Below are 24,148 nucleotides of genomic sequence, written 5' to 3'. Positions count from 1 at the left end.
TTTAGATTTTCCCCGATACGATGACGCCCGATTGCTCTAGCGCTTCGATCTTGTCCGCCGCATATCCGGCTTCAGCGAGCACATCGCGTGTGTCCTGGCCAGTTACCGGCGCGCCACGGTCCACTGTCGAAGGCGTTTTGGAAAAGCGGATCGGGAAACCCGGCGTCTTCACCTTGCCTTCGGTTGGATGCTCATATTCGACAAACGTGCCATTATGCTTGATCTGCTCGTCATCTACGAGATCCGCATAACCATAGACAGGTCCACACCAGATATCAGCTGCGCGAAAAAGCTCCAGCCATTCAGCGGAGGTTTTCGTTTTGAGCTTGTCGCGTGTCTTGGCAAAGATTTCATCGCGGCGCTCCCAGGTGTCCACCTCATCACTCATGGTGAGAAAACTGTTTTCGCCGATCACTTCACCGAGTGTTTTCAGCTTCGGAAAAGCGACTATGATAAAGCCGTCAGAGGTTGCAAAAGCACCGTAAGGCGCCCGGATATAGACATGGGCATGTGGCTCTGCCGAACGGGTTTGCGGCTTGCCACCGACGGTGAAAACCGAAAGTTCCTGCATCTGAATGGTGGTGATCGCATCGAGCATGTTGACCTGCACCAACTGTCCCTCCCCCGTACGCTCGCGATGGAGAAGTGCTGCAAGCGCGCCTTCAAAAGCAGTATATGCGGTGATGGCATCCACCAGATATTGGCCGGCGGCGGTTGGCGGCTCGCCCTCACGGCCTGCCGAAAGCATAGCGCCCGACATACCTTGCAAAACGAGATCCTGTCCCGGACGATGGACATAAGGACCATCTTCGCCATAGCCAGAGATCGAAACATAGATCAGCTTTGGATTGATCTTGGAAAGCGACTCGTAATCGACGCCAAGACGCTGTGCGACGCCCGGACGATAGTTTTGCAAAAACACGTCGGCGGTTTTCACAAGGTCAAGAAGCACCTGTTTACCGTCTGGTGATTTGAGATCGACCGCAAGCGAACGCTTGTTACGGTTGAGCGACAGGAAAGAGACATTAACGCGATTGCCTTCGGCACCGCCCGCCGCCACGTGGCGCTGCCATTCGCCTGTCGTCGGCTCAACCTTCACCACATCGGCACCAAGATCGCCCAGCCGCTGCGCTGCAAATGGTCCCGCCATCGCAATTGAACAATCCAGCACACGATAGCCTGATAAAACACCCATGGCAGCTCCACTCCCTGCTCAAATCCATTTGCGTCAGAACCTATCCAATATTTTTGCCTTGTCTAGAGTGAGCGCTAACATTTTTATATTCATATCCTCATGATTTATGCGATAGTGCCACAAGATGGTTTAGCGCTAACATTTTTCAATTGACGTAATGGCGCATATGTGAATAAAGTTTTTACAAGTGAACGGGAGGTTCACACTGGAGGAGAACACATGACCAGAATTCGCTCGGGCCTTGCCCTGAAGGCACTGACATTTGCTGTTTTGTCGGCATCTGCGTTGAGCGCGAATGCGCAAAATCAGGACCGCGCAGCGCTGCTCAGCGCGCTTCCAACCGAAATTCAGGCCCTTTATACCGATGCGGTTGAAGTTGGCCCTTCGGCTTATGGCGATTTCAAAGCGCCGGCCAAGCCGTGGCGTTGGTGCCATTCGGAGTCCTATATGGGCAATCCATGGCGTGTAACCTTCAACAGCGAACTGAAGCGTCTCGTGGATGGCGCAATAGCCGCCGGTGATGTGTCCGAATATGTTGTGTCGGACTCCAATGGCGACGCCACACAGCAGATCTCGCAAATTCGCGCTTTCATCGAGCAGGGCTGTAGTGTCATCACGACAATTGCCGGTTCATCCACCGCGCTCAATGCCGTGATTGACGACGCCTATAAGGCCGGCATTCCGGTCATCACATCCGCTGGTTCCGTCACGACGCCTAATGCCATCAATGTCATGCATAACCAGAACCTCTGGGGCTACCAGATGGGCAAAGGCATTGCAGAAGTGCTCAAGGACGGCGGCACCGTTCTTCAGGTTGAAGGCATTTCCGGTCATCCGCTTGTCCAGCAGGAAAATGCCGGGCTTGAAAAAGCTGTCGAGGAATCCGGCAATCTCAAGATTGCGCGTAAAGTAAGCGGCGAATGGACCGGCACGACAACGAAATCCGCAGTGCTTCAGGCACTTGCCACCACGCCGCAGCAGATTGACGCGGTCTGGTCCACGGGCAGCGAAGCGCGCTTCATTGCGGAAGCCTTCCAGCAGGCAGGTCGTCCGCTCCCCCTGATTGCAGCTTCCATTTCTGGTGATGCGCTCGGCTACTGGAACGCCAATCAGGACACGTTCAAATTCTATGGTGGTGAAGTTTCACCGCATGTTGCTGCACAGAATGCTTTCCGTGTCGCATTGCGCGTTCTTGAAGGGCAGAAACCGCTCGTCAACACGATCATCGCTCCGATGCCGACCGTGACGCAGGCCGATCTTCCTAAGTGGTACAAGGACTGCATGAAGCCGGATTCCGCAGCCATCTTCCCGATCCCGCCGCAGGACCCCTTCCCGGAAGAACTGCTCAATGGCTACTTTTCGAACGGAAGCGCCACAGCGCTTTATGATTTCGCGAAAGTTCCAGCCTCCTGCGCCAAGTAATCTCTTGTAGGTTAACGCCCCAAATGACGTCATTGCCAAAGTCAATTGGCCCAGATTATTGGCCCAGATCATTGGCAATGACTTTCGCTTATCGCATGCAGAAAGTTATTTCACTATGCCAGACGCTGAGCATCCCCCGCTGGGCACGTCCAACATACACAGTCTGCTTGCCGAAGCGGGGCTGCCCAAGATCACGCACGCTCCGGTCAAATCACTACAGGTCGAAAACCTTGAAAAGCGCTATGGTGAAACAATCGCGCTCACCAATGCCAACGTGACTTTCAGCCATGGCGTTCATACGATCTTGGGGGAGAACGGATCGGGCAAGAGCACGATGCTGAAAATACTGTCTGGCGTGGTCGCACCCACGCATGGGCGCGTCATTCTCAACGACAAAGCCGTCTCGGCCAGATCGCCTGCAGATATGAAGGCATTGGGCCTTGCCACGGTTTTTCAGGAAGTTTTGATCGCTCCGCATCGTTCGGTGGTCGAGAATATCTTTCTCGGATTTGACGGGCTCATTACCCGTAAAGTCAGCAAATCAGTACGCGAAAAGGCAGCCCGCGCAGTTCTGTCAAAAATTGCACGCTTTCCGATCGACTTGCACGCAGCGGCTGGCAGCCTGTCACTAGCAGCACAGCAGCTCGTTGTGATTGCGCGCGCCTTCATCAGCCGTCCTTCGATCCTGCTTCTCGATGAAGCAACGGCAGCGCTCGACTATGCAGATCGTGATCTCGTCTTTGAAACAATCGAAGATTATGCTGCATCCGGGAATATTGTGATCTTCATTTCGCACCGGCTGGAAGAGGTGAAACGCCTTTCCGATGAGGTCACGGTGCTGCGCAGCGGCCATGTTGTCGATACGCTCGAAAGGCAGCAGATCAACAGCCAGATCCTTCTGGAACTCATGGCGCCGGAGGCTCATCTCCATGTTGAATGATCACATCATTCTTACCTATGAAAATCTCGTGCTCGCGCCGGGGCGCAAAGCCTTATCCGGTGCGATCCGCGCAGGCGAGATCACGGGGCTTGCAGGTCTTGAAGGCCATGGGCAGGAGCAGTTTCTGCTGGCGCTTGCGGGCTTCAATCAACCTCGTCATTCCAAGGTCGAGATCGTTAGCCGGTCCGGCGACCATAGTGCCTATAGCAATCATCACAATGCAGCCAAATGCGGCGTGGTCTACTTGCCGCGCGACCGGCGCGCGACCGGTATTTTCCCGGCGCTTTCCGTACTCGATAATTTTGGCATGCCTTCCATGCCGCGCTTTTCATTGGGTGGCATTCTCAACCGTCGCAAACAAAAGGAAGAGCTGCAGCGCTATACCGAATTTCTGTCGATCCGCTACCCGGAAATGACTGCACCGATCACGGCACTAAGCGGCGGCAATCAGCAAAAAGTGCTGCTCGCGCGGCTTCTTGCGCTCAAACCGCGCGTGATGCTGCTCAACGATCCCACGCGTGGGGTCGATCTCAACACGCGCATGAAATTCTACGAAGCTTTCCGCAAACTCGCCCGTGAAGAAGGTATCGCGCTCGTCATTCTGTCGAGCGAAATCGAAGAAATCATGCAAATCTGCGACAGCGTTTCAGTGTTCCGCGATTTCGAATGCTCGAAAACCATCACTAAATCCGAAATGTCTATGTCGGGCGTTCTTGCAGCCATGTTCGGGCAGGATGAGGTAGAGCTATGATCGCACCAAACAACGAACGCCGCTTGCTGCGCATCTTCTGCGGCAGTCAGGAAACACGGCTCGCCGCAATCCTGTTCATCATTCTGCTCGTCATCAATATTGTGCTTAACCCGGTGCGCTTCGCACCCTCAAACTGGGGCTCGGTGTTGGGGCTTGCAGCGCCACTGCTGTTGACCTCGCTCGCAATCACCATACCATTCCTGGCCGGGCGCGGCTCGATTGACATTTCCATTGGCCCGCTCGTGGGTTTGATCAATGTCATTCTCGTTCAGTTACTGATCACAAAAGGCGGCATCTCCTCGCCCTTCATCATCATCCCGGCAGCAATTGCACTTGGCATTCTTGCAGGCGCATTCAATGGCCTTCTGGCCGCGATCATCCGTATTCAGCCAATTGTTGCAACGCTTGGCACCTATCTGATTTTTGGCGGGCTGGCGCTCACCATCCTGCCTTCACCATCTGGTTCAGTGCCTCCATGGCTCTCATCTTTGGCGGGGCCATGGTCCATTCTGCCAGTAAGCGCTGCGGTTTTGATATGGATCGGTATCAAACGCCTGCCTTTCTATGAGACGCTTATGGCCGTCGGCAGCGAGGATCGAGCCGCCTACACCGCTGGTGTCAATGTTCCGCTCGTGCGCTTCATCGCCTATGTGCTGGCCGGATTGTTCGCAGGACTGGCAGCATTGTCACTCACAGCGCTCATTGGCTCAGGTGACCCGATCATCGGTCCCGGCTATACGCTGATTGCTATTGCTGCAGTCGCCCTTGGCGGCGTCAGCCTCGCCGGCGGCGTTGGCGGATTAACCGCAGCATTTCTGGGTGCAGCATGTATTTTCCTGCTGCAGAGCATGTTGACGGCCTTCAACGTCTCGACCTTCGTGCTGCAGGCAGTCTATGGCGCAGTCCTTGTTCTGGCTGTCTGCCTCAACTCCGAAAAATTGAAACTCTATTTTCCTCGCAAGGTGGGCAGTCATGATTAAGGCACTGGCTACAAATCGCGCACTGGTCGCCTTCACCGGAGTCCTGCTGGTGTTCCTCTTGGGAGCAGCTCTCATTCCGGGCTTTGCCAGTCTGTTCTCCATCCGCGCCATGCTGGTTCTGGCTGCACTACTCGCTATTGCAGCCCTGGGTCAGACGCTGGTGATGATCCTTGGTGGCATCGATCTTTCCATTCCCTTTGTCATCGGCTTTGCCAATGTCGTTTTCGCCAGCCTCTATGGCGATGGAATGTCACCGCTTGGGGCGGGCGTGATCGTGCTGGCATCAGCGGGACTGATCGGTGCGTTTTCCGGTGCATTATCGGCCGCGCTTTCCATCCATCCGCTGATTGTCACGCTTGGTGTCGGAACAATGGTTCAGGCTGGCGTACAAATCTGGACACGCGGCTTGCCAACAGGTTCAGCACCCGCGTTCATCAATGATTTCGTCTCGCTGGGTGGCAGTATCGGGCCTTTGCCATTTCCATGGCTGATCCCGTTTACAATTCTGCTCACACTTGGCACCGTCTTTGTGTTGCGCCGTACGATTTATGGCCGCAAACTTTATGCGCTGGGTTCCAATATCAAAGCCGCTGAACTGGCCCTGATCAGACCGGTTGTCATCTGGGCAATCACCTTTGCTCTCAGTGCCATGTTTGCAGCCCTTGCCGGCATTTTTCTGCTCGGCTTTACCGGTTCCTCAAGTGCGACGGTCGGCACGCCCTATCTTTTCCAGACGGTCTCTGCGGTTGTGGTCGGCGGAACAGCACTCATCGGCGGGCGGGGTGGATTTGTCGGAACAGTCGCAGGCGCAATCATGCTGATGGAACTGCGCACATTTCTCATCGGCATGGGATTTTCGGATGCCATGGTACAGTCGTCACTCGGTGTCCTCATCCTGCTGCTGGTCGCAGCCTATGGCCGTGACCGCCATATCCGCAATCTTATCTGAAGGAGATTCCGTTGGACGAGAGGCTTGCACGGACAATTGACGCCATCAAAACATCCGGTGCCGATTGGGGCGTTTTCACCAGCCCCGATGGCATCGCCTACGCTTCCGGTCATATCGTCTCCATTGAAGCGGGACCATCGCCCTTTGCCGGCGGGCCCGCCATGGCACTTGTGGGCAAAAATGGCGAATGCGGACTTGTCATCACCAATCTTGAAGCGGAAACACCAAGCTGGGCACAAACCGTTCTCACATATGAAGGTTTCTCATACAAAGAGCCGATCGATATTTTTATCAACTATCTCAATACAGCGCAGACGCTCTTCAGCAAATTCGGTGTCAGTGGAACAATTGCGATAGAGCAGAACAGTTTCCCGCTTTCCTTGCTCCCGCTCATCGAAACACACCGCCCTGTGTCGATTGGCGATGCTTTCAAGCGTCAGCGCATGGTCAAAACAGCAACCGAAATCGCGCTATTGCGTGAGGCGGCACTGACCGCTTCCGCGGGGCAACGCGCTTTTATCGAGCACAGCAAGACAGGCCGCAGCGAACTGGAAATATTCGCCGATATAAGGCTCGCCATGGAAAGCAGGGCCGGTGAACGCCTGCCTCTTACCGGCGATTTCATATCCGGCAAGGAACGCACATCGGCATTCATGGGCTGGCCGACAAACCGTATCGTTACAGCCGGCGACCCGCTCATCTGCGATCTGGCACCGCGCGTCAAAGGCTATTGGGGCGACAGTTGCGCATCGGCGATGCTGGACAAAGCAAGCACCGGGTTTCAGAAACAGTTCAAGGCCGTGAAATCAGCGCTGGATCTGGCAATCGAAATCATCCGTCCGGGCCTTGGCATCGGTCAACTGGATCAAAAATTGCAAGCGAATATCGCAGCGCATGGGTATGGCTATGCGCATCATTCCGGACATTCTATCGGCACGTCTGTCCATGAATGGCCGCGGCTTGTCAGTTATGAAACCGAGCGTTTCAGGAAAGATATGGTTGTGATGGTGGAACCCACCGCCTTCGATCCGGATACTGGCGGTGTGCGGCTCGAATTCATGCTGCATGTGACCGAAAATGGTTGCGATGTTCTGACTAACTTCGAGCATCAGATGGTTATTTAGCCACTGGCCCTAATCTTGAGTTCGAAACCGACATCAATAATCGTGTTTGTCGATGTTTCGCCACGCATGGCTTCAAGCAAAAGCTCACCCGCCTGCCGTCCGATTTCCGCGGAAGGCACTGCAACCGTCGTCAATGGCGGCAGCAGGTGGCGCGAAAGTTCAAAGTCACCAAAGCCGGTAATAGCAAGACGTTGTGGAACCTTGATGCCAATGCGCTGTGTTTCCAGCAACGCACCGGAAGCAAGAATATCACTTGAAAACATGACAGCATCAGCTTCCGGATATTGAGCCAGCGCCCGTCTCAGAAGATCGACACCCGAAGCCATGGCAATCGGCATTTCAGTTGCAACCGTGATGCGTGGCTTCTCATCCGGGAACTGTTGCTCCATTGCCGCTTTGAATGCGGCACGGCGTTCGGCAGCACGGCTGTCGCCTTTCCGAACCACACCGGCAAACACAATATAGCGCCGACCCGTATTGATCAGATGACTGACCATCTCGGTGATCGCCGCCGTATTGGAAAATCCCACCAGCCGGTCTATCGGTTTATCGGTAAAATCCCAGCCCTCAACAACAGGAATTTCCGCACGTTTGAGCAATGCGACACTGCGCTTGCTATGGTGTGTGCCAATCAGAAAAACACCATCCGGACGCCGCCCGAGGAGGCTACGAACGATTTCTTCCTCGCGCTCCAGTCGGTAATCGGTATTGCCTAAAAATATCTGATAACCGGCCTGATGCAGAACGTCGGAAAAATGCTGGATGGTGTCAGCAAAAACGGACGCGGACAGCGTGGGTATGATCGCCGCAACCGTATTGCTTTTATGCGATGCAAGATGGCTTGCCGCGAGATTATGAACGTAATGCGTCTTCTCGATTGCATCCTGAATAAGCTTCCGCTTTTCAGGCATCACAGAATCCGGAAAACGCAACGCGCGCGAAACGGTCTGCATCGAAACCCCTGCAGCCGCGGCCACATCCGCCATGGTCACGCCAGAACCTTTGCGGCGCTGCTTTCGTGGTGTTGGGGCTTCAACGCTCACAGATAGAACGGCCTGACACAGACGGGAGTGCCTATTTCGATGCGTTTGCCCGTATCGGTCAAATTTCCCGTCTCCTTGTTGATTGCGAAGATCGCAATACAATCTCCGTTCTGGTTAGCGACCAGAAGCCAGTTTCCATCCGGTGTCAGCATAAAATTACGCGGAGTTGCGCCACCCGTAAAGCTGTGACCGATCTTTACCAGGTTGCCATTCTCCTGATCCACACGAAATGTAGTGATCGAGTCATGACCGCGGTTGGAACAATAAAGAAAACGACCATCGGGCGAGACGTGAATATCAGCGCCATGCGACTCAACATTCGCTGGCACTGCCGGCAAGGTCTGAACAAGGCGCATCTCATCGCCGTCACGCTCAATGAGCGAAACCGTGGAATTGAGTTCGTTGGAAACATAGGCAAACCGGCTATCGGGATGCTGTGCGATATGGCGAGGACCACTACCGGGTGGCGTCGCAACATTGCTCACCCGCTTGAACCTGCCATCACTATCAAGACGATAGGCAATGACTTCATCAAGGCCAAGGTCGGCAGACAGGAACATGCCGCCTTCCGGTGTTTCAACCACGCAATGCGGGTGGCTGCGTTCCTGCCGGTCGACGACAGGCCCAAGCTTACCCTCGTGACGAATGCTATGTGCAGCCGGCCCGAGGCTACCGTCAGGCAACACTGGCAATGCAACAAGCGACTGATCAGGCCCGCCCGATCCCATCGCATAATTGGCGACAAGCACAAACTTTCCGTCCACGGTCACGGTATTATGCGCAGTTATGCTGCCTAGGGCACCCTGCTTGTTGAGATAAACAAGTTTACCCTTTTCAGCATCAAAGCGATAGGCACTGACCGTTCCCTCGTGCCAGCTGAACACTTCGGAATTTGCATAGATCACCCCTGTATCCGGCGCGACGCTCAAGAATGTTGGATTGTCGACGGAAGATGTCGCGCATATATGCGATGCATCTCCTGTCGTCGTATCGAATGCGTAGATGGAAAGACCTTCGCCACGAGCACCCTGAAAATAAGGGGCTTCGCGGTTAAGCGACCCGACCGCCAGATAAAGCTTCCTCACGCATTCCTCCAATGCAAACTTTCTCCTTAATGCATCACCCATCCGCCATCGACATTCAAGGTCTGCCCGGTGATAAATCCTGCTTCATCAGAGGCAAGGAACATCAAAGCCGAAGCAATATCCCGCGATGATCCGCGGCGCTTAACAGCCTGATGCTCAAGCACGAATTTCGCATAGCCTTCCGGGTCGGGGTGGATTTTCTCGGCATCTGTTGGAAATGCGCCCGGCGAAATTGCATTGACAGTAATGCCATAGGCACCGAACTCGCGTGCCCAAGCGCGCACAAGCCCGATGAGCGCGCCCTTTGATTGCACATAAGGCGAAAGGAGTGGCCAGCCGCCATAGGCAGTCACGCTGGCGATATTGATAATACGACCCCACCCCTTTTCACGCATATGCGGCAGCGCCACCTGGACACAGACAATGCCCGCATCAACATTGATGTGCTGCACTTTCTGCATTTCCTCGAGTGTATAGTCTTCAAATGGCTTGGACGGATAAATCGCAGCATTATTGATTACGACATCAAAGCCACCGGCCTCACGACCAATCGCCTCCAATGCAGGTCGAAGTGCCTGCAAATCCGACAGATCAAGCGCATGGATCGAAAGTCCACTAAGCCCCTCGGCCTCTGCCTGGCCTTTCAGTTCCTCAATCTTCTTCGGATCATGATCAATAGCCACAACCCGCGCGCCAGCGCGCAGAAAATTGAGCGTGGTTTCAAGACCAAGGCCACCTGCAGCACCCGTGTAGAGAATGGTTTTGCCTGCAACGGAAAACGGCGGTGATGCGGTCATGAGCGGCCTCCAATAGCAACGTGATTGCCGGATGGCACCGGATAATCCTCAATTGGCTGTTTCGCGATTGCAGCAATGCGTGTTTCTGTTTCCGCTATGCTCGCCGCATCACCCAGAATACGGAACGTACTGTCGTAACGGCGCTCTTCGCCGTGTTCGAGCCACATCAGCTCGCCGCGGTCGCGCGCTGCGCCATGTCCCAAAACGTGATTGGTCGCAGGTTCGATCCCAAGCGCATAATGCCCGGCCTGCAGATTCTGCCACTCATACATGCAAGGGAACTGATCCTTGCGGGTAACGACTTCAAAGCCGATACCCAGCTTGTCATTGACCAGCGTGACCGGCACTTCACCATTGGCATCGGCACCCATTTCATGCTGCCAGACCTGCTCATGAAACTTCATCTGCGGGGCAGGCAGCGTACGATAGCCCACGCCCTGCTTCTTGTAGTCTTCTCCGGCATGTGCCGCCCAGACCACATCCCTGACAGGCGCCAGATAACGTGAACCTTCGGCCAAAACGGGATGTCCGACATTGATGTGATAGCAGTACATATGTGGAGTGCGATAGAAACCGCGATTGATCACGCGATCCGTCAGCTTGATATCGTTTGTACCGGCCTTGATTTCGATGCGGCGTGTCAGTTCGAGATGCTCACCGAACACGGTTCCCTGTGTGACGACACCCTCGCACCAGAGATAACATTCGTCGCCTTCCCAGCGCTCACCATAGCCAGTCAGTTTTGCAGGAATAGTCCCAACACGGCCATGAATGGAGTGCTTGATCGTCTGGCGCGGCTTGTAATTATAATGGTCCGCCGCCTCCTCATGCATGAAGAGGATATGGTCAAGACCGCATGTCACCATCAGGCCGGAGAAAGAACGCATCCAGCCAAGACCACCTTCGCCCTCATATTCATGCAGTCCCGGATGGCGGAAGCCGGACGGCGAGTGCCAGCCGATGGCCATGCCGCGATAGTCGCAATCAGCAATATCGAGTGCGCGGTCAACAAGAACGGTGAAGCGCAAGCCAGTGCCGGAACGGAACTCCAGCATTCTTATGCCGCGCTCCACCCCGTCTTCAAGCACCATCAGGCGAACGCCTGCAAACTGAGCAAATGAGCCACTGCTCGCGGCAATGTCGCGACGCGACCTCGCCTCTCCATAAAGCTTCACCATTTTGGCACCTTAAATGCTGCGGCATACAGCCATTTCACTCAAAGGCGGGCAGTGTCCAAACACTTGTTTATAGCACCAGCCGCTCCACCTCGCCCCAGGTGGTATTAAAGTCCCTGCGCGCGCAGCTTTCCGTCGAGGAACTTCTTCGCGCGCGGCACATCGGCCTCATCGAGATGTTCGATGATCATCGGAATATTTGGGTGCTTCTGCGCAAGGCGCTTAAGGTATAGGTCGTAGTTTAGCGAACCGAGACCCGGCGCTGGCAGTTCGATTTCGCCAACGCCACGGAAAGTATGGCTTTCAAGTGCATCGGCGTCGCCGATATCGGCATGTTTTTCAGTCTTGTCATCGCCGGAACGTTTGACATCCTTGGCATGACCGATCTTGATCTTGTCGCTCAATGTATCGAACACCTGGTTGAGAATTTCATCCATCCGGTCGATATTGTGCGTTTCAAAATAATTGGTTGGGTCCATCAGCAGGCCAAGGCCCGGATGATCGACCTGCGCAAACATTTTCACTGTTTCCTCGACCGAACCGACGACGTTGTTCACATAAGTTTCGAGCAGGAACATCGCGCCGTGATCGTAAGCAAACTGCGACAGATCAGCGATGACCTTGCGGCATTCTTCAAAACCTTCTTCGGTCTTGTTCTTCGGGTGATGAACCCAATCAGATTCAGTGTTGTAAGTGCCGGTTTCTGAAATCACATAAGGCGTGCCGAGATACTGCGCATGGCGGATAATCTCTTTGAGATAGCCCACGCGACGCTCGCGCTCTGCCTTGTCCGGATGAATGATGTTCGTATAACCGGAAATGCAAGAAATAGGCAGATTGTGATCGCGAAATGTCTCGCGGATTTTAATGCACTTGTCCTTGGTGATCTGCCCGGTGCTCAGATCAATATCCTTGAAATGCATGTCCAGCTGGACCGTATTGAAGTCAAGCGCACGAATTTTTTTAGCTGTTTCCTCAAGAGAATAGGGGAAATAGCCACTGAAAATACCCACCTGCATCATGATCGAAACCCTCCCGTTAAGATACTCTGTTAATGCGCATCTTTCCCGAAAACCGCTTCGCGCTCTTCGGGATGTGCTCGTTTAATTGATTGATATCTCGGACAATTTGACAGTGCGGCCTTCATCGATCGACTTATAGCCAGCCTCAATGAGTGCGACCGTCTTCACATTATCCGCTACTGAAAGCGCTGGCGGTTCGCCAGACTGAATGGCGTATTGCAGCTGCTCCATCACACCGATAAAGGCGTGCGGGAACCACATGGTTTCCCATTTTGGCCTCACCCATTTACCGTCTGTCGTCTTTTTGGAGGCATAAGTCAGCGTTGATGGCGAACCATCCGGCCAGCCAATCGTGCCCTTTGCCACACCATCCGTACCCTCGACCCGCCATTTGATGTAAATATCGCTGTCAAAGCCCTCTTCGCGCGGCCCCGACCAGACGTCTTCCATTGAAACAGCCATCACACCGCTCGGGAACATCAGCGTTGAAACGGTGATACCGTCCTTGTGTTCAAACTGAGTGCGGGGGTCAGTGCGCGTCAGCGTGGTGATGGTGTCAGGTTCACCAAACAGGAAGCGCAGCACATCGAGATGATGCACGCTCATGTTAGCCAGCGTCAGACGGTCGTAATCTTCCAGAAACCCCTGCCAATGCGGGATGGCACGCATCTCGATTGTCGCCATGACAGGCGCGCCAAGCTCAGCCTTATCGAGAATTTGCTTCAATACGCGCATCGACTGGTCGTAGCGCATGTTCTGATTGACCGAGAGGATTTTGCCAGCCTTCGCTGCTTCATCGCGAAGCGCAATGGCCTCTTCAAGCGTCAGAGCCAGTGGCTTTTGGGCGAGAATGCCCTTGATATGTGGCTGCGCAAGCGCTTTGCGAATGAGCGCAGGCTGCTGATCCGGCGGATAAGCAATATCGATGATTTCGATAGCTTCGTGGCCAATCAGCGCTTCTGGCGTGTCGTGCACTGTGGCGATACCCCAGCGCGCGGCGACCTCTTCAGCCTTTGCCTTGGTGCGTGTGGCGATTGCCGCGACCGTAAAGCCCGCTTCCTTATAGGCAGCAAGATGGCACTCGGCCATGATCATGCCTGCGCCGATACAACCAATCTGGTAATCCCGAACCCGCACCTGCGGATCAGGAACAAAGCGCCGCGCTTCGCTCATTGCAACCTCCCATTTTATTTCTAAGCCCGGATATCATCGAAAGATCGACAAACGAGCCCGTCCTCATTCGAGGAAAATGCCAACCTCCATTGGCAGCCTGAGGATTAATGAAGATTCGACGCAGCAGTGTCAACATCATATAAAATCATTTTACGTCATTTATCATCATAATTGATCGGTTTTTGGAACATTCCTTTAAATTCGGAAGTTCGCATATGCAGATTAATGATGTTTTTTGATGAGTGAAAGTCGAGCCAGAGCCAATTTCATTGGGAAAACAGATGGGGGAACCGAACAAGCCTTGCATTTTGCATAAATCGAAATACATCATTTTCCATCATTTGGGTGAGGAGTGTGATTTTGCGTTCCACGGTGAGCGACATTGCCAGAACAGCGGGTGTTTCCAACGCCACGGTGGATCGCGTATTAAACAACCGCGAAGGCGTGAAAGAGCGCACGCGTGAAATTGTCCTCGAAGCCGCGCGCAATCTTGGCTATCTCCCCGGCAGCGCGCCGCTCAACGCAAATACCACGGACCGCGTCAAGCTGGATTTTGTTCTGCCAGCTGGCACAAACACCTTTATCGCCAATCTGCGAGATGAAATTGCGAGACAAGCCTCTCTGCAATCTCAAATCGAGTTGAGAATCCATAGCGTTGAAGGCTTTAACCCTGATACGCTAGCGCTTGCGCTGGAGGACCTTAAGGAACACGCACAGGGCGTAGGGGTTATTGCGTTGGATCACCCGACCGTGCGGGAAGCGATGCGCTCGCTTGCTTTGTCTGGCGTACATATCGTCACCATTGCGTCCGACATCCTGCAGGTGCCACGCGTTTGCTATATCGGCATCGACAATCGCGCCGCAGGTCGCCTTGGCGGGTATATTCTGGGTCGTTTTCTTGGTCGATCCACTGAAGGCAAGATAGCGCTTTTTGCTGGTTCGCTTTCCTATCGCGGCCATGAAGAACGCGAGATGGGCTTTCGACGGGTTATCGCGGAAGAGTTTCCGCATCTCCGTATCGTCGAGCTAAACGAGATCGAAGACAGCAGCGAGAAAGCCTTCACAGAGACCATAGCATTGCTTAAGCGTCATCCAGACCTTGCCGGCATATATAATCTCGGTGCTGGCAATCAGGGTATCGGTCAGGCGTTAATGGATTCGGGTAGATCCGATTCCATCATCTTTATCGGCCATGAGCTGACGCAAGGCACCAAACGGCTTCTTTTGAACGGCGCCATGGACGCCGTCATTGACCAAAACCCGCGAGTGGAAGCGCGAGAGGCTTTGGCCATTTTGACGAGCAGCATCAGAGGTCAACCTTTTGACTCCCATCCGCCACGCATCCAAGTAATATTTAAGGAGAATATTCCAGAGCTTTAGAAGCCCTGTCTATTCCCGATAAAGACGCAAAGGATACCTGTTTCAAAAAACAATTCTAGGTCACTTTCAAGTCGATAGTTTTGAACACGATCCATCAAAGGTCTCACATACATCTAGCTTACCCGCGCGCAACACGCTGGGAGCTGGAACAAGGCGAATAACATGGCACTTCAATCAATCTTGCAATGCGCTGATTGCCAGTCAGAATCTGGTTATCGTTGGAGGAGCGTGGCGCGAGAACTGCATCCTTCGGAGCTATTACCGAGCACTTAAGGCGCACCCACTCTCTCGATTCGATGCCATCGAAACAATCAAGAGCCCACGCGATTAACTTGACGCGCGCTTATCCTCGGCCGTGATGCAATAAGCCGCAGCGAGCCTAGCGTCACCTCACCGTTTGTTTTTCAACGGAACTTCCTCAAGAGCAAGCCGATAGGACGTGCCGTCTTTCCAACCGTCAGCCGATGGATCGGGTGGCGGTGCTGCTTGAGCAAGGTCAACCCTGGTCCGCTTCAAAGAGGCCGTGTTGGTTTCCAGTTGCGTGTCCCGTTTACGAAGCATGCCCGCATCAAGTTGCCCATCGGCAGTAAAACCCATCATCAATTGCGGAATACCGAGCGGAATAGAGGAATTTTCATCTATCTGCCATGTGTGCCATGTTTTGCCATAGGTAGATACGAGCGCGGCAATCGCCGTATGCTCAACCGTTTCAGGGATACCGGGCATAATAAGTTCGCCTGAAGTCGTTTCATGGCGATGACTGTGCCATAGCAGCTTCTCTTTTTCCGGCAGGGTTTTAAACAATCGCTCGGAGACGATATATTCAATTCCGATTAGACGCGAGCCGGCCTTATTTCCGTCGTAGATCACACACTGGAAGAAGTCCTCGTTGATATGCGTGCAATAATGATGCGCTTCGACCTGTCTGCCCATATCATCAGCATAAAAATGGAAGCCGTTCAGATACATATTAATCGCGCTGATCGGACTATCATCCTGCAGGAGATCAGCACCCAACTCCAGCGCGTGACTTTTCAGAGATTTTTTGTCGCCCGCGATTGGATCGCCTTTTTCGGTCGATTGCTCTGCAAAAGCAGAAACGCAGCCACAGCTTAGGAAAGCCGCAGCCGACCCTGCAAGTCCGACAAACCCGCGACGGTTCGGACGAATAATCCGTGTTGACATCGAAAGTCTCCTTTTTAACGAAGTCTTCCTAAGCAATCCGAACCTCCAAAGTTCCCAGCCGCACAAGGCAAGCCACCGACTGTTTGGTGTGGAATACCGAGTTCCGGTCCTGTAAACGGCAAGCTGCCAACAGAACCAGGCCGAATGGGCCTGCCGTCTAATTCATTGTTAAGCTTCAGTTTTAAAGCTCAGCCGGCGCATTAACATTAAGTGATAATATTGCGATACCTAATATTTTTAGACAGCGTATGGTTAATATTCCGAAATAGGAGGCTGACATGCCGTTTTTTAACGAAGCAAGCCGAGTATATAATACTATCGAAGTCACCTTTTTACGTAGTTGCTATACTAATGCAGCCATCATTCTCGAAGAAAGTGACCAGAATTATTCGGCTCATGAACTCGCATCGTGCATAATTTTGCTGTACGAACGTGGACTACGCGATCAAAGTTATATCAGCGAACTTGCTGCAAACCTGGCACATCTTAGATACAGCAGACGCCATCAGATGGATCGGGCAAATTCCAACAACCTCTTTGGAACGTTTGCCTGAGCGAGAGAGTTTTTTCCCAAACTCGTTTCGGGTCTGTGATCGCTTGCCTAAGAGAGCCAAAGCCGATGTGCCACAGCCAATCAGGAGAAGCACTCCGGCTACCTGCTGTCTAACAAGACGTTCGAGCTACACTGTCTTAAAATGTGTTAACCTGGCGCTGGAGGCGTGTTGATATCCGTTTCTGTAAAGCTGCGGGCTTTTTCCAGAATCCGCTCCGCAGCCTCGTACTGTTCGTCGGATACCCTGACTGCGAGGAACGTTCCGCCCTGCTCTATCCCGGCTGAGTATATGTTCGCATCCGTTCACTAAGGCCCGCTTCGACGAGAGAACGATAAACATTCCCGGCGATGCCGCCGATTGCAGCCCCACTAACAGCACCCGTCAGGGTGCTCGCGAGCCAGCCTGCAGCGACGATCCGCCCAAGTCCGGGGATTGCCATCAATCCAAGACCTGTGAGCAATCCTGCGGTCCCGCCCACAAGGGCCCCGGTGCCTGCTGCGACACCGGCTGCATTCTCCGTCAATTCTCCTTCGCTCCCGCTGGATATGATGGCAATTTCTTCGGCATGGATTCCTGAAGCCACCAAAGCGGCAATAGTGAGTTTTGCTTGGAGTGTGTTTGAAAACAACGCACTTACGGTTCGCATTGCGCCTATCCTATTTGTGTAACCGCCTAACACCCGACAGGCGGGTTCGTTCCGTAGTCCCAAGGGGAACAAACTGCTTTTCGATCGGTTAGACAGCGCGACAATCAAAGGAAAGACAATTAAGGGAGTGGAAAATGTCTGATACTCGAGACTGGCTCATTCAATGGCTTCGCGATGCTCATGCAATGGAAGAACAAGCTGAAACGATGCTGAACGGACTCCTTGGTCGTCTGGAAAACTATCCGGACTTGGCCGGACGCATCCGTGGCCACCTTGACGAAACCAAGACCCAGGCTGAGCGGCTTGAGCGTTGTCTCAGCCAACTCGGTGAAGATGCATCCACTTTAAAGGATGCTGGCGGTAAACTGATGGCCATGGGTCAGTCGTCTAGTGGCTTTTTCGCGGGCGACGAGGTTTTGAAAGGCTCCCTTGCGAGCTTCGCATTCGAGAATATGGAAATTGCCTCCTACACGATCCTCATCGCTACTGCCCGCCGATTGAATGAGGAAGAAATTGCAAGGGCATGTGAGCAGAGCCTGCAAGAGGAAATCGCTATGGCGGACTGGCTTCGGTCCAATCTGGATGCGACAACTACCCAGTTTCTGGAGAGGACTTTTGCCGAGAGCGACGCCGCGAAGCGCTAAAAATCCGGCACCACTTCGATGCCCCTTCAATCATCCTCACCGACCTCATCCTCCCCATCATCCGAGACGCTGTTTCTCGGATGCCAGCGCAAAGCGTGGATCTGAATGTACGAATGCGGCGCGCGGCTCCAGCGGCGTTTAGAAACGCCGCTGGGGTTTACGCTTTTTTTAAGCTTTCTTTATAACCACCGGGGGATTTGGCTCTGGGGAAAAACGCGGCACGCTTCGCTTGCATAATTGAGCCATCGGATCGTTCAGTTGTGCATTGGGGAACGCAAATGAGTTGGATCATTTTAGCGGAAGCTGTTCTTACATCTGTGCTGGCACTGGTTGCGCTTGCCATGATTTGGCACGCGGGGCGCTAGCCGATTATACCAGGCAGTGCATTTTTACCCTTGACCGCGGTCCTTGTTCCCCTATCTCACAGCTTTGCGCAGGCTTTCCAGACCGATGGCAACCCAACTTGCGCGAGCCCCGGCTATCGCCCCCCGCAGGCCGGGGCTTTTATTTGAAGCATATGAACTGCGGTCCTTCACCCTTAGTCAATCCCCTGGTCCGGGCACAGCTGGTCATCTCTCATCTGGTTTGATGACGATGAACCGCTTCTTCCTTTCGCGGCGGCAGCATGCGAGCTCATCCGACAGATTGTCGGCATCGTTACAATTCTACAAGGACCCGAGATTTACTAATTAGCGATCCTGCTGCAAACCTTGGTGTGTCGTATTAATTCTGGTATTGGCCTGTTGGCTCTGCTTATCAGGATTGGTTTTGTCGGGCCTTGTGTCAGAATTAGAAAGGGCCTCGTGCTTTTCACCGGATCCCTTATTGCTGCGATTATCTTTAGGTGTAGGGGGGAAGCTTAGCACTCATTTCGTGTCTCCTTCGTTTATCCAACTTTGAAGCGTCAGCATTGTTCCCGGAGCCAGTTGATAGGCATGTCGGTAGGCAAGCATGACCATCTTATTCGAAAGCGGTGGGGAGTGATCTGCGCTCTAAATGAAACCACGTCTTTCGGAAAGGGACATGTGTTTTGGCAGAAACCCACGGAGACGTGAATTTCGCTCAGGGCAGCCGCAACTATAAACTGTAACCATTCTTCGTAGCACGTCGAAACAATGAATCATTTCATGGTTTAAACTTCTTGGCCGGTACTCGACCAAGCGCGAACGCTGGCTTCCGGGCCGTTTTATTTCTTAGTCGCAGGGTCGTGCGTATGGTACACGAGCGCTGACGCTGGGACTGCGCAACGCCGAGCGCATAGGCGGCGTGGCGAAAGTTTAGATATTCAGCAACGGCGAGCGTCTGAATCAGCGATGCCATCGGATCCGACCGCCGAGGATTTGATGCGATCTATCCGCTCGCCTATCTTTCAAACGCCGCCGTCGCATGACTGTTCGTTACTTTCTCGTCGCCACGCCAGCAGCGAAGATGCCCAACAGGGTAAGAAGCGCGATGCCGAGAGTAACGTAACGCGCAGAATCCACCGCAGATTCCCCGCCCGTCGCCATTAACGTGCCGGCAAGCGCGGATGTGATCGAAAAGGCGATAAGCTGCGTAATTGTTATCGCCGCTGCCGCCTTTCCCCCTTCGGCGGAATCGTGTGTGCTGCTCATTGCTGCAACACCCAGCAGCGGCCATGCCAGACCGATCCCGACACCTGCGAACGCGAGTACCGCCGCCCAAATCAGCACCATCGCAATATCGGCATCGGAGACTTGTAGAAGCCCATAAGCGATCAGTCCGGCCGTCAGCAGCAGTGGGCCGAGACGGATGGCGCGACGACGGCCGCCCTCACTCTTGACCGATACAACGAAAAGCTGGGCGATGACCCAAGCCAGCGACAGGACCGCTCCGAGGAAGCCAGCTATCAGCGGCGAGAGGCCCGCCAGTTGTTGGCCGAACAGGGGAATGAAGTTCTCGACCATCACGCCCGCGCTCAATGCCGCGACCGTGAGATAGACCCATTTCAGCGAATTGCCGCGCCGATAAGTGATGTGCGGCAGGATAGTTTCCTTCGACCGCCGCTCCACGACGACGAACAGCCAGAGCAGCGCAAGACCGATCCCAACCATTACCAGCGTCGGCCAGCCTATCGGAACTATGGCGCTGAGGCTGATGGCGATGGTCGCAAGGACAAGTGGAATGAGAGAGGCAACGGAAACAGGCGAACGATGCCCCGAACCCGCCATGCGGGCGAAAGACCGCTGCGCGATGATTCCGAACAGGAGCGAGATTATGCCAAGCGCCCCATAAGACCAGCGCCAGAGGCCGAGTTCCGCGAACACGCCGCCTAGCGCCGGTCCGAACAGTGTCCCCAATCCCCACATCGCCGAGACGACACCCGTTGCCCGCGCCCAATGGCGTTCAGGGAGCGCAGCGCGGATCACCGCGTATCCAAGCCCTGCCAGCAAACCGCCGCCAAGTCCCTGCACGACGCGACCGACGATCAGCAGTTCCATTGTCGGGCTGGCGGCATTGGCCGCTGCGCCGAGCGCGAAGACCACGAACGCCGCAACATAGGCAAGAGCCGGCCCTTTCCAGTCGAGGATGCGGCTGACGAACAGCGATGCCACGATGGCCGAGATAACGAAGGCTGTCGTCACCCACGCATAATATTGCTGCCCGCCAATATCCGCGACGATGGACGGCATCAGCGCGGCTGTAAAATAGAGGTTCATGGCATAGAGCAGAACGCCGCTTGCCATGACCAGAACGATGGCGAGATGACGTCCGGACAGAAGATCGGACCACCGGTCCAGATGCGCTGCAGACGTGTTTGCGGGATCGGCCGGGCCGGCCGGCTTTGGTGAACTATTCATCGGGGATTCTCCGAAAGGGGGGAAGTTCAGTTAGTTGCGCGCCGGAAGGCAAAGGACAGGCCCAGCACAACAAGCGAGACGAGCAGGACAATGCTGGGAGCGACCGCATGGCCGTAATCCGCGTTCACCAGTGTCGTGAGAGACGCGGCGGCCATCACCAACACGCCAAGTCCCGCTCCATAAGGGCGCGTGGAAGCGCGGATCAGCAACAGCCCAGCCGAAAGTTCGAGAATGGCGGTGATATTGTGGAACCAGTCGGGGTAACCCCAAGTCGCGTAGGCCGCCGCGTTTTCCTCTGAGAGGAAGGTATTGCCGTAAGCGCCGAACAGGAAGAACGCTGCCAGAAGCATAGCTAGGCTGGTCGAAATGATGGGAAGGGGTTTGTTCATGTTGCCTCGCACCTTTAAGAACGGATCGGCTGAGACAGCACAGGACTGGACCTACCAGCCGTTCCGAGATAGATTGAATGCTCACTCTAGTTATGATCGGCGCGGGGTCAAGATATATTAGAGCGATCATTCTATGTTTATGGAGGCCCCATGGTCCGCAAGCGCGTTCCCGAGCAGCATGAAGGCAGACGGCAGGAAATTCTCGCAGCGGCGCATCGGTGCTTCTTGCGCCATGGTTTGCAGGGAGCGTCGATTTCGATGATCTGCAAAGAGGCGGCGATGAGCCCCGGCCACCTCTATCACTACTTCCCTAGCAAGGACGCTATCATTGAGCAGATGGCGGATGATTACCTTGCCAGTCTCCACAGCCATTTCTGTGGCCACCCCGAAGGCGAACAGACTGCGACTGTTCTGCTATCGGAATTGTGGAGCATGAAGGTGTGGGACGATCTCGATCATTGCCGCATTTTGTTCGAGTTGTTGGCAGAAGCGGGTCGTAACGAAAGAATCAGGGCCATCCTCAAACAGAACACCGATGGTGTTCGAAAGTTGCTGACAGAAGCGCTGACAGCGGGTCAGGCACGTGGTGAAGTCGATTCCGCTCTTGACCCTAAGCACACGAGCGCGGTTCTGGTGGCGGTCCTCGATGCCGCGCCGATGCTGCCATTGATGACAGCGGACCTTGACTTCGAGGAGAGCCGAAAACTGATCACGACCATGGTCGGCCGATTTCTGAAGCCTCAACAATGAGGCGGATTATGAAAATGGGGGATGGCGGCCGGTCGAAGCATTGGTGCCAGTCGCGCCAAAAACTTCCTTCTAATGTCGCGGAACGCGCCAAGTCATGACAGATTTTTTACAAATAACCGCGCCCGACTTGTCAGGATCGAGGCATATCCCATGCTCAACATCGTCCTGCGAAGGGTTGGCGGCGCCGTAGCACCGGAGGATGCAGAAAGTTCGGCTGTTAGATCCTTGGGCTTCTTCGGCGCTGCTGCGTTCCAATGGGTCAACCCGAAGGCATGGGTCATGGCGCTCGGTGCCTGGGCCACCTATCTTCCGGGTTCTCCCCCATTTAGTACCTCGTCGCAAGCAGCATTGCTGATGGCCGTCATCAACGCGCACTGCGTCGGTATCTGGCGCGTTCGGAGTGGGCCTTCGCCGAATCTCACGGAGCCTGCGAAGCTGCGCACCTTCAATCTCACAATGGCAGCGCTGTTGGTTGTCTCGCTTTATCCAATCGTTGTAACGTAGAGCCAGCTGCTGTTCGCTAAATCGGCATAGAAACAATCTGCAGCGCCAGTCGGTACGGACTACGATTCCGGCTATTCTTGATTCCTCGAATTCAAGATAATCACGTTGAATGCGGACGGAATCTGATGGCAAATGCATGGCAGAGACTTATAGCAGGCTTGGCTATCAGATAGTCGAGCTGCCGCTGGTGGGGAATCGAGCAGAGTGCCGAATTCGTTGCTGAAAATTTGAGAGCTTAGGGCGAAGTTACAACCCTACACAACTTGCGCTAGCTCATCTAGCCACCTCCGAGGTCGCGACGGCTTCGCGATCCATCAAGACACGATCGATCAAACCCCATTCCAGCGCTTCCTCCACCGTCATGAAGCGGTCGCGGTCCATGGCTTGTTCGAACTCTTCATAGGTGCGTTTGCAATGCTCAGCGTATAGCCGGGTCATGCGCTGCTTGGTTTTCAGGATTTCCTCGGCATGGATCAGCATATCCGACGCCTGCCCTTGAAATCCGCCTGACGGTTGATGAATCAGAATGCTGGCGTTAGGTAATGCGGCACGCTCGCCGGGTTCGCCCGCCATCAGTAGGAACGATCCCATGGATCGGGCCGTTCCCATGCAGAGAGTGTGAACCGGGGCACGGATGTATCGCATGGTGTCATACATGGCTAGGCCACTGGTGACGACGCCACCGGGCGAATTGATGTAGAGCTGAATTGGCTTCTTGGGATTCTCCGCTTCCAGAAATAACAGCTGCGCGCACACGAGCGCGGAAACAGTGTCGTTCACCTCGCCATTTAAGAAAATAATCCGCTCACGAAGAAGGCGGGAATAAATGTCGAAAGAGCGTTCGCCACGGCTGGATTGCTCAATGACCATAGGGACGAGTTGCATCGCTTCGCGCATAGGCGAACTCCTGAATTCTAAGTTTTTGATCTGCTGGTCTGAGGCGCTATGATGCGAGCATAAACACCGGACAATTGTTGTTCGCGGCTGGGGGGAGTTGCCGAACTGGTCGAGCGCTTACGAGCTGATGAACAATCCTCAATCGCGTGCCGCCCCGGACATTGTGTCCGACTTGGAATGTCACGATGCTTTCGAGGAAAGGCGCTTCTTCTCCCCGCATCCGATAGCGGACTTCCTTCCCCGGCTCTGCCAAGATAGGGGTAGCATCTGCCAAGTCTTTTTCAGGCAGCCATTGCTCCCGAAACTCTGGAATGAAAATCGCTCGCCAAACCTTCTCAAGGGGCGCGTCTATTTCGTATTCAATTATGAGGTTATCATTGGGCTTCTTAACCTCCGTGGCGCTCATTGGTCCATGTCCTTTAGAAGGTTCTTCAAAGCCTCGATTCGCGCGGGCCAATAGGTTCGATAGTTCGCCAACCATTCCGCGATAAGGGCCAGCCCCTCTGGATCGACCTCATAGTTCACAAACCGGCCCTGACGTTCTTCCCGCACCAGCTTGGCGTTGCGCAGGACAGAGAGATGTTGCGACATCGCCGGCTGACTAATTTCAATACCCTGCCGCAAAGTGACGGCGTTCATGCTACCAGACGCCAGCTTCTCAAAAATCGCGCGGCGTGTTGGATCGGACAAAGCTTTGAATATATCATTCTGGATCATGCCAATA

General features: G+C 54.2%; 25 protein-coding genes and 1 pseudogene. 11 read left to right on the top strand and 15 right to left on the bottom strand.

The features are described from left to right. Position 1: 1 nt before the first annotated feature. On the bottom strand, positions 2-1,195 hold the full coding sequence (locus tag QLQ11_RS21135) for a CaiB/BaiF CoA-transferase family protein (protein ID WP_283735513.1): 1,194 nt from the start codon (positions 1,193-1,195) through the stop codon (positions 2-4). Positions 1,196-1,414: 219 nt separating this feature from the next. Here QLQ11_RS21135 and QLQ11_RS21130 point away from each other — a divergent pair, with 219 nt between their 5' ends. The 6 genes from QLQ11_RS21130 to QLQ11_RS21105 all read left to right on the top strand — a co-directional run bounded on the left by QLQ11_RS21130 (position 1,415) and on the right by QLQ11_RS21105 (position 7,361). Next, positions 1,415-2,617, top strand: coding sequence for a substrate-binding domain-containing protein (locus QLQ11_RS21130; protein ID WP_283735514.1), 1,203 nt, complete (start codon positions 1,415-1,417; stop codon positions 2,615-2,617). A gap of 115 nt (positions 2,618-2,732) precedes the next feature. Beyond that, positions 2,733-3,557 carry an ATP-binding cassette domain-containing protein gene (locus tag QLQ11_RS21125; RefSeq protein WP_283735515.1) on the top strand — a complete coding sequence of 275 codons (825 nt, stop codon included), beginning with the start codon at positions 2,733-2,735 and terminating at the stop codon, positions 3,555-3,557. After that, positions 3,547-4,308 carry an ATP-binding cassette domain-containing protein gene (locus tag QLQ11_RS21120; protein ID WP_283735516.1) on the top strand — a complete coding sequence of 254 codons (762 nt, stop codon included), beginning with the start codon at positions 3,547-3,549 and terminating at the stop codon, positions 4,306-4,308. The genes QLQ11_RS21125 and QLQ11_RS21120 overlap by 11 nt, the downstream gene beginning before the upstream one ends. Continuing rightward, positions 4,305-5,288, top strand: coding sequence for an ABC transporter permease (locus QLQ11_RS21115; protein ID WP_283735517.1), 984 nt, complete (start codon positions 4,305-4,307; stop codon positions 5,286-5,288). The genes QLQ11_RS21120 and QLQ11_RS21115 overlap by 4 nt, the downstream gene beginning before the upstream one ends. After that, on the top strand, positions 5,281-6,237 hold the full coding sequence (locus tag QLQ11_RS21110) for an ABC transporter permease (RefSeq protein WP_283735518.1): 957 nt from the start codon (positions 5,281-5,283) through the stop codon (positions 6,235-6,237). Before QLQ11_RS21115 ends, QLQ11_RS21110 begins: the two co-directional genes overlap by 8 nt. A gap of 11 nt (positions 6,238-6,248) precedes the next feature. Continuing rightward, positions 6,249-7,361: a Xaa-Pro peptidase family protein gene (locus tag QLQ11_RS21105; protein ID WP_283735519.1), complete on the top strand. Its 1,113-nt coding sequence runs from the start codon at positions 6,249-6,251 to the stop codon at positions 7,359-7,361. On the opposite strand, the gene QLQ11_RS21100 is transcribed toward QLQ11_RS21105, so the two are convergent. The 6 genes from QLQ11_RS21100 to QLQ11_RS21075 form a co-directional block, all read right to left on the bottom strand. Further along, on the bottom strand, positions 7,358-8,506 hold the full coding sequence (locus tag QLQ11_RS21100) for a LacI family DNA-binding transcriptional regulator (protein WP_283735520.1): 1,149 nt from the start codon (positions 8,504-8,506) through the stop codon (positions 7,358-7,360). The two genes, QLQ11_RS21105 and QLQ11_RS21100, sit on opposite strands and share 4 nt — an antisense overlap. Then, positions 8,401-9,489: a lactonase family protein gene (locus tag QLQ11_RS21095; protein WP_283735521.1), complete on the bottom strand. Its 1,089-nt coding sequence runs from the start codon at positions 9,487-9,489 to the stop codon at positions 8,401-8,403. The genes QLQ11_RS21100 and QLQ11_RS21095 overlap by 106 nt, the downstream gene beginning before the upstream one ends. A gap of 26 nt (positions 9,490-9,515) precedes the next feature. Next, the gene (locus QLQ11_RS21090; RefSeq protein WP_283735522.1) at positions 9,516-10,286 is read right to left on the bottom strand and encodes an SDR family NAD(P)-dependent oxidoreductase; all 771 of its coding nucleotides are present in this window, start codon (positions 10,284-10,286) and stop codon (positions 9,516-9,518) included. After that, positions 10,283-11,464: an aldose 1-epimerase family protein gene (locus QLQ11_RS21085; protein WP_283735523.1), complete on the bottom strand. Its 1,182-nt coding sequence runs from the start codon at positions 11,462-11,464 to the stop codon at positions 10,283-10,285. Before QLQ11_RS21085 ends, QLQ11_RS21090 begins: the two co-directional genes overlap by 4 nt. Positions 11,465-11,568: 104 nt before the next feature. Further along, the gene (locus QLQ11_RS21080) at positions 11,569-12,483 is read right to left on the bottom strand and encodes a sugar phosphate isomerase/epimerase (protein ID WP_283735524.1); all 915 of its coding nucleotides are present in this window, start codon (positions 12,481-12,483) and stop codon (positions 11,569-11,571) included. A gap of 81 nt (positions 12,484-12,564) precedes the next feature. After that, positions 12,565-13,656 (bottom strand): Gfo/Idh/MocA family protein, encoded by a 1,092-nt coding sequence (locus tag QLQ11_RS21075; protein ID WP_283735525.1) that lies wholly within the window; start codon positions 13,654-13,656, stop codon positions 12,565-12,567. Between the two features lie 360 nt (positions 13,657-14,016). Between QLQ11_RS21075 and QLQ11_RS21070 the strand changes: the two genes are divergently transcribed. Continuing rightward, positions 14,017-15,036 carry a LacI family DNA-binding transcriptional regulator gene (locus QLQ11_RS21070; RefSeq protein WP_283735526.1) on the top strand — a complete coding sequence of 340 codons (1,020 nt, stop codon included), beginning with the start codon at positions 14,017-14,019 and terminating at the stop codon, positions 15,034-15,036. A gap of 390 nt (positions 15,037-15,426) precedes the next feature. Here QLQ11_RS21070 and QLQ11_RS21065 read toward each other — a convergent pair whose 3' ends face one another. Next, positions 15,427-16,221 carry an OBAP family protein gene (locus QLQ11_RS21065; RefSeq protein ID WP_283735527.1) on the bottom strand — a complete coding sequence of 265 codons (795 nt, stop codon included), beginning with the start codon at positions 16,219-16,221 and terminating at the stop codon, positions 15,427-15,429. A gap of 278 nt (positions 16,222-16,499) precedes the next feature. On the opposite strand from QLQ11_RS21065, the gene QLQ11_RS21060 reads away from it, so the two are divergent. Continuing rightward, positions 16,500-16,775 carry a hypothetical protein gene (locus QLQ11_RS21060; RefSeq protein WP_121539285.1) on the top strand — a complete coding sequence of 92 codons (276 nt, stop codon included), beginning with the start codon at positions 16,500-16,502 and terminating at the stop codon, positions 16,773-16,775. A gap of 271 nt (positions 16,776-17,046) precedes the next feature. Here QLQ11_RS21060 and QLQ11_RS21055 read toward each other — a convergent pair whose 3' ends face one another. Further along, a complete protein-coding gene (locus QLQ11_RS21055; protein WP_283735397.1) occupies positions 17,047-17,421 on the bottom strand; it encodes a hypothetical protein in 375 nt (124 codons plus the stop codon). Positions 17,422-17,555: 134 nt separating this feature from the next. Between QLQ11_RS21055 and QLQ11_RS21050 the strand changes: the two genes are divergently transcribed. Next, the gene (locus QLQ11_RS21050; RefSeq protein ID WP_283735528.1) at positions 17,556-18,065 is read left to right on the top strand and encodes a ferritin-like domain-containing protein; all 510 of its coding nucleotides are present in this window, start codon (positions 17,556-17,558) and stop codon (positions 18,063-18,065) included. Between the two features lie 1,236 nt (positions 18,066-19,301). Here QLQ11_RS21050 and QLQ11_RS21045 read toward each other — a convergent pair. The 3 genes and pseudogenes from QLQ11_RS21045 to QLQ11_RS21035 form a co-directional block, all read right to left on the bottom strand. Continuing rightward, positions 19,302-19,385, bottom strand: a pseudogene (locus tag QLQ11_RS21045) (LysR family transcriptional regulator); the annotation flags it as partial. Positions 19,386-19,462: 77 nt separating this feature from the next. Continuing rightward, positions 19,463-20,884 (bottom strand): MFS transporter, encoded by a 1,422-nt coding sequence (locus QLQ11_RS21040; RefSeq protein WP_283735530.1) that lies wholly within the window; start codon positions 20,882-20,884, stop codon positions 19,463-19,465. A 26-nt stretch (positions 20,885-20,910) separates the two neighbouring features. Beyond that, positions 20,911-21,273 (bottom strand): DoxX family protein, encoded by a 363-nt coding sequence (locus QLQ11_RS21035; protein WP_283735531.1) that lies wholly within the window; start codon positions 21,271-21,273, stop codon positions 20,911-20,913. A gap of 150 nt (positions 21,274-21,423) precedes the next feature. Here QLQ11_RS21035 and QLQ11_RS21030 point away from each other — a divergent pair, with 150 nt between their 5' ends. Together QLQ11_RS21030 and QLQ11_RS21025 are read left to right on the top strand one after the other, a co-directional pair. Further along, positions 21,424-22,023, top strand: a complete 600-nt coding sequence (locus tag QLQ11_RS21030; protein ID WP_283735532.1) for a TetR/AcrR family transcriptional regulator — start codon at positions 21,424-21,426, stop codon at positions 22,021-22,023. A gap of 150 nt (positions 22,024-22,173) precedes the next feature. Beyond that, positions 22,174-22,527 carry a hypothetical protein gene (locus tag QLQ11_RS21025; protein WP_283735533.1) on the top strand — a complete coding sequence of 118 codons (354 nt, stop codon included), beginning with the start codon at positions 22,174-22,176 and terminating at the stop codon, positions 22,525-22,527. Positions 22,528-22,800: 273 nt separating this feature from the next. Here the strand turns inward: QLQ11_RS21025 and QLQ11_RS21020 are convergent, their stop codons facing one another. The 3 genes from QLQ11_RS21020 to QLQ11_RS21010 are packed head-to-tail and all read right to left on the bottom strand — an operon-like array spanning position 22,801 to position 24,141. Next, a complete protein-coding gene (locus QLQ11_RS21020; protein WP_283735534.1) occupies positions 22,801-23,424 on the bottom strand; it encodes an ATP-dependent Clp protease proteolytic subunit in 624 nt (207 codons plus the stop codon). Positions 23,425-23,470: 46 nt separating this feature from the next. Then, the gene (locus QLQ11_RS21015) at positions 23,471-23,830 is read right to left on the bottom strand and encodes an SRPBCC domain-containing protein (protein WP_283735535.1); all 360 of its coding nucleotides are present in this window, start codon (positions 23,828-23,830) and stop codon (positions 23,471-23,473) included. Further along, a complete protein-coding gene (locus tag QLQ11_RS21010; protein WP_371836008.1) occupies positions 23,827-24,141 on the bottom strand; it encodes an ArsR/SmtB family transcription factor in 315 nt (104 codons plus the stop codon). The genes QLQ11_RS21015 and QLQ11_RS21010 overlap by 4 nt, the downstream gene beginning before the upstream one ends. Between the last annotated feature and the right edge of the window lie 7 nt (positions 24,142-24,148).

This window comes from Ochrobactrum sp. SSR, assembly GCF_030067775.1.
GTDB lineage: Bacteria > Pseudomonadota > Alphaproteobacteria > Rhizobiales > Rhizobiaceae > Brucella > Brucella teleogrylli.
The sequence above is the reverse complement of the archived record's forward strand: the minus strand, read 5'-3'. Positions and strand labels throughout refer to the sequence as shown.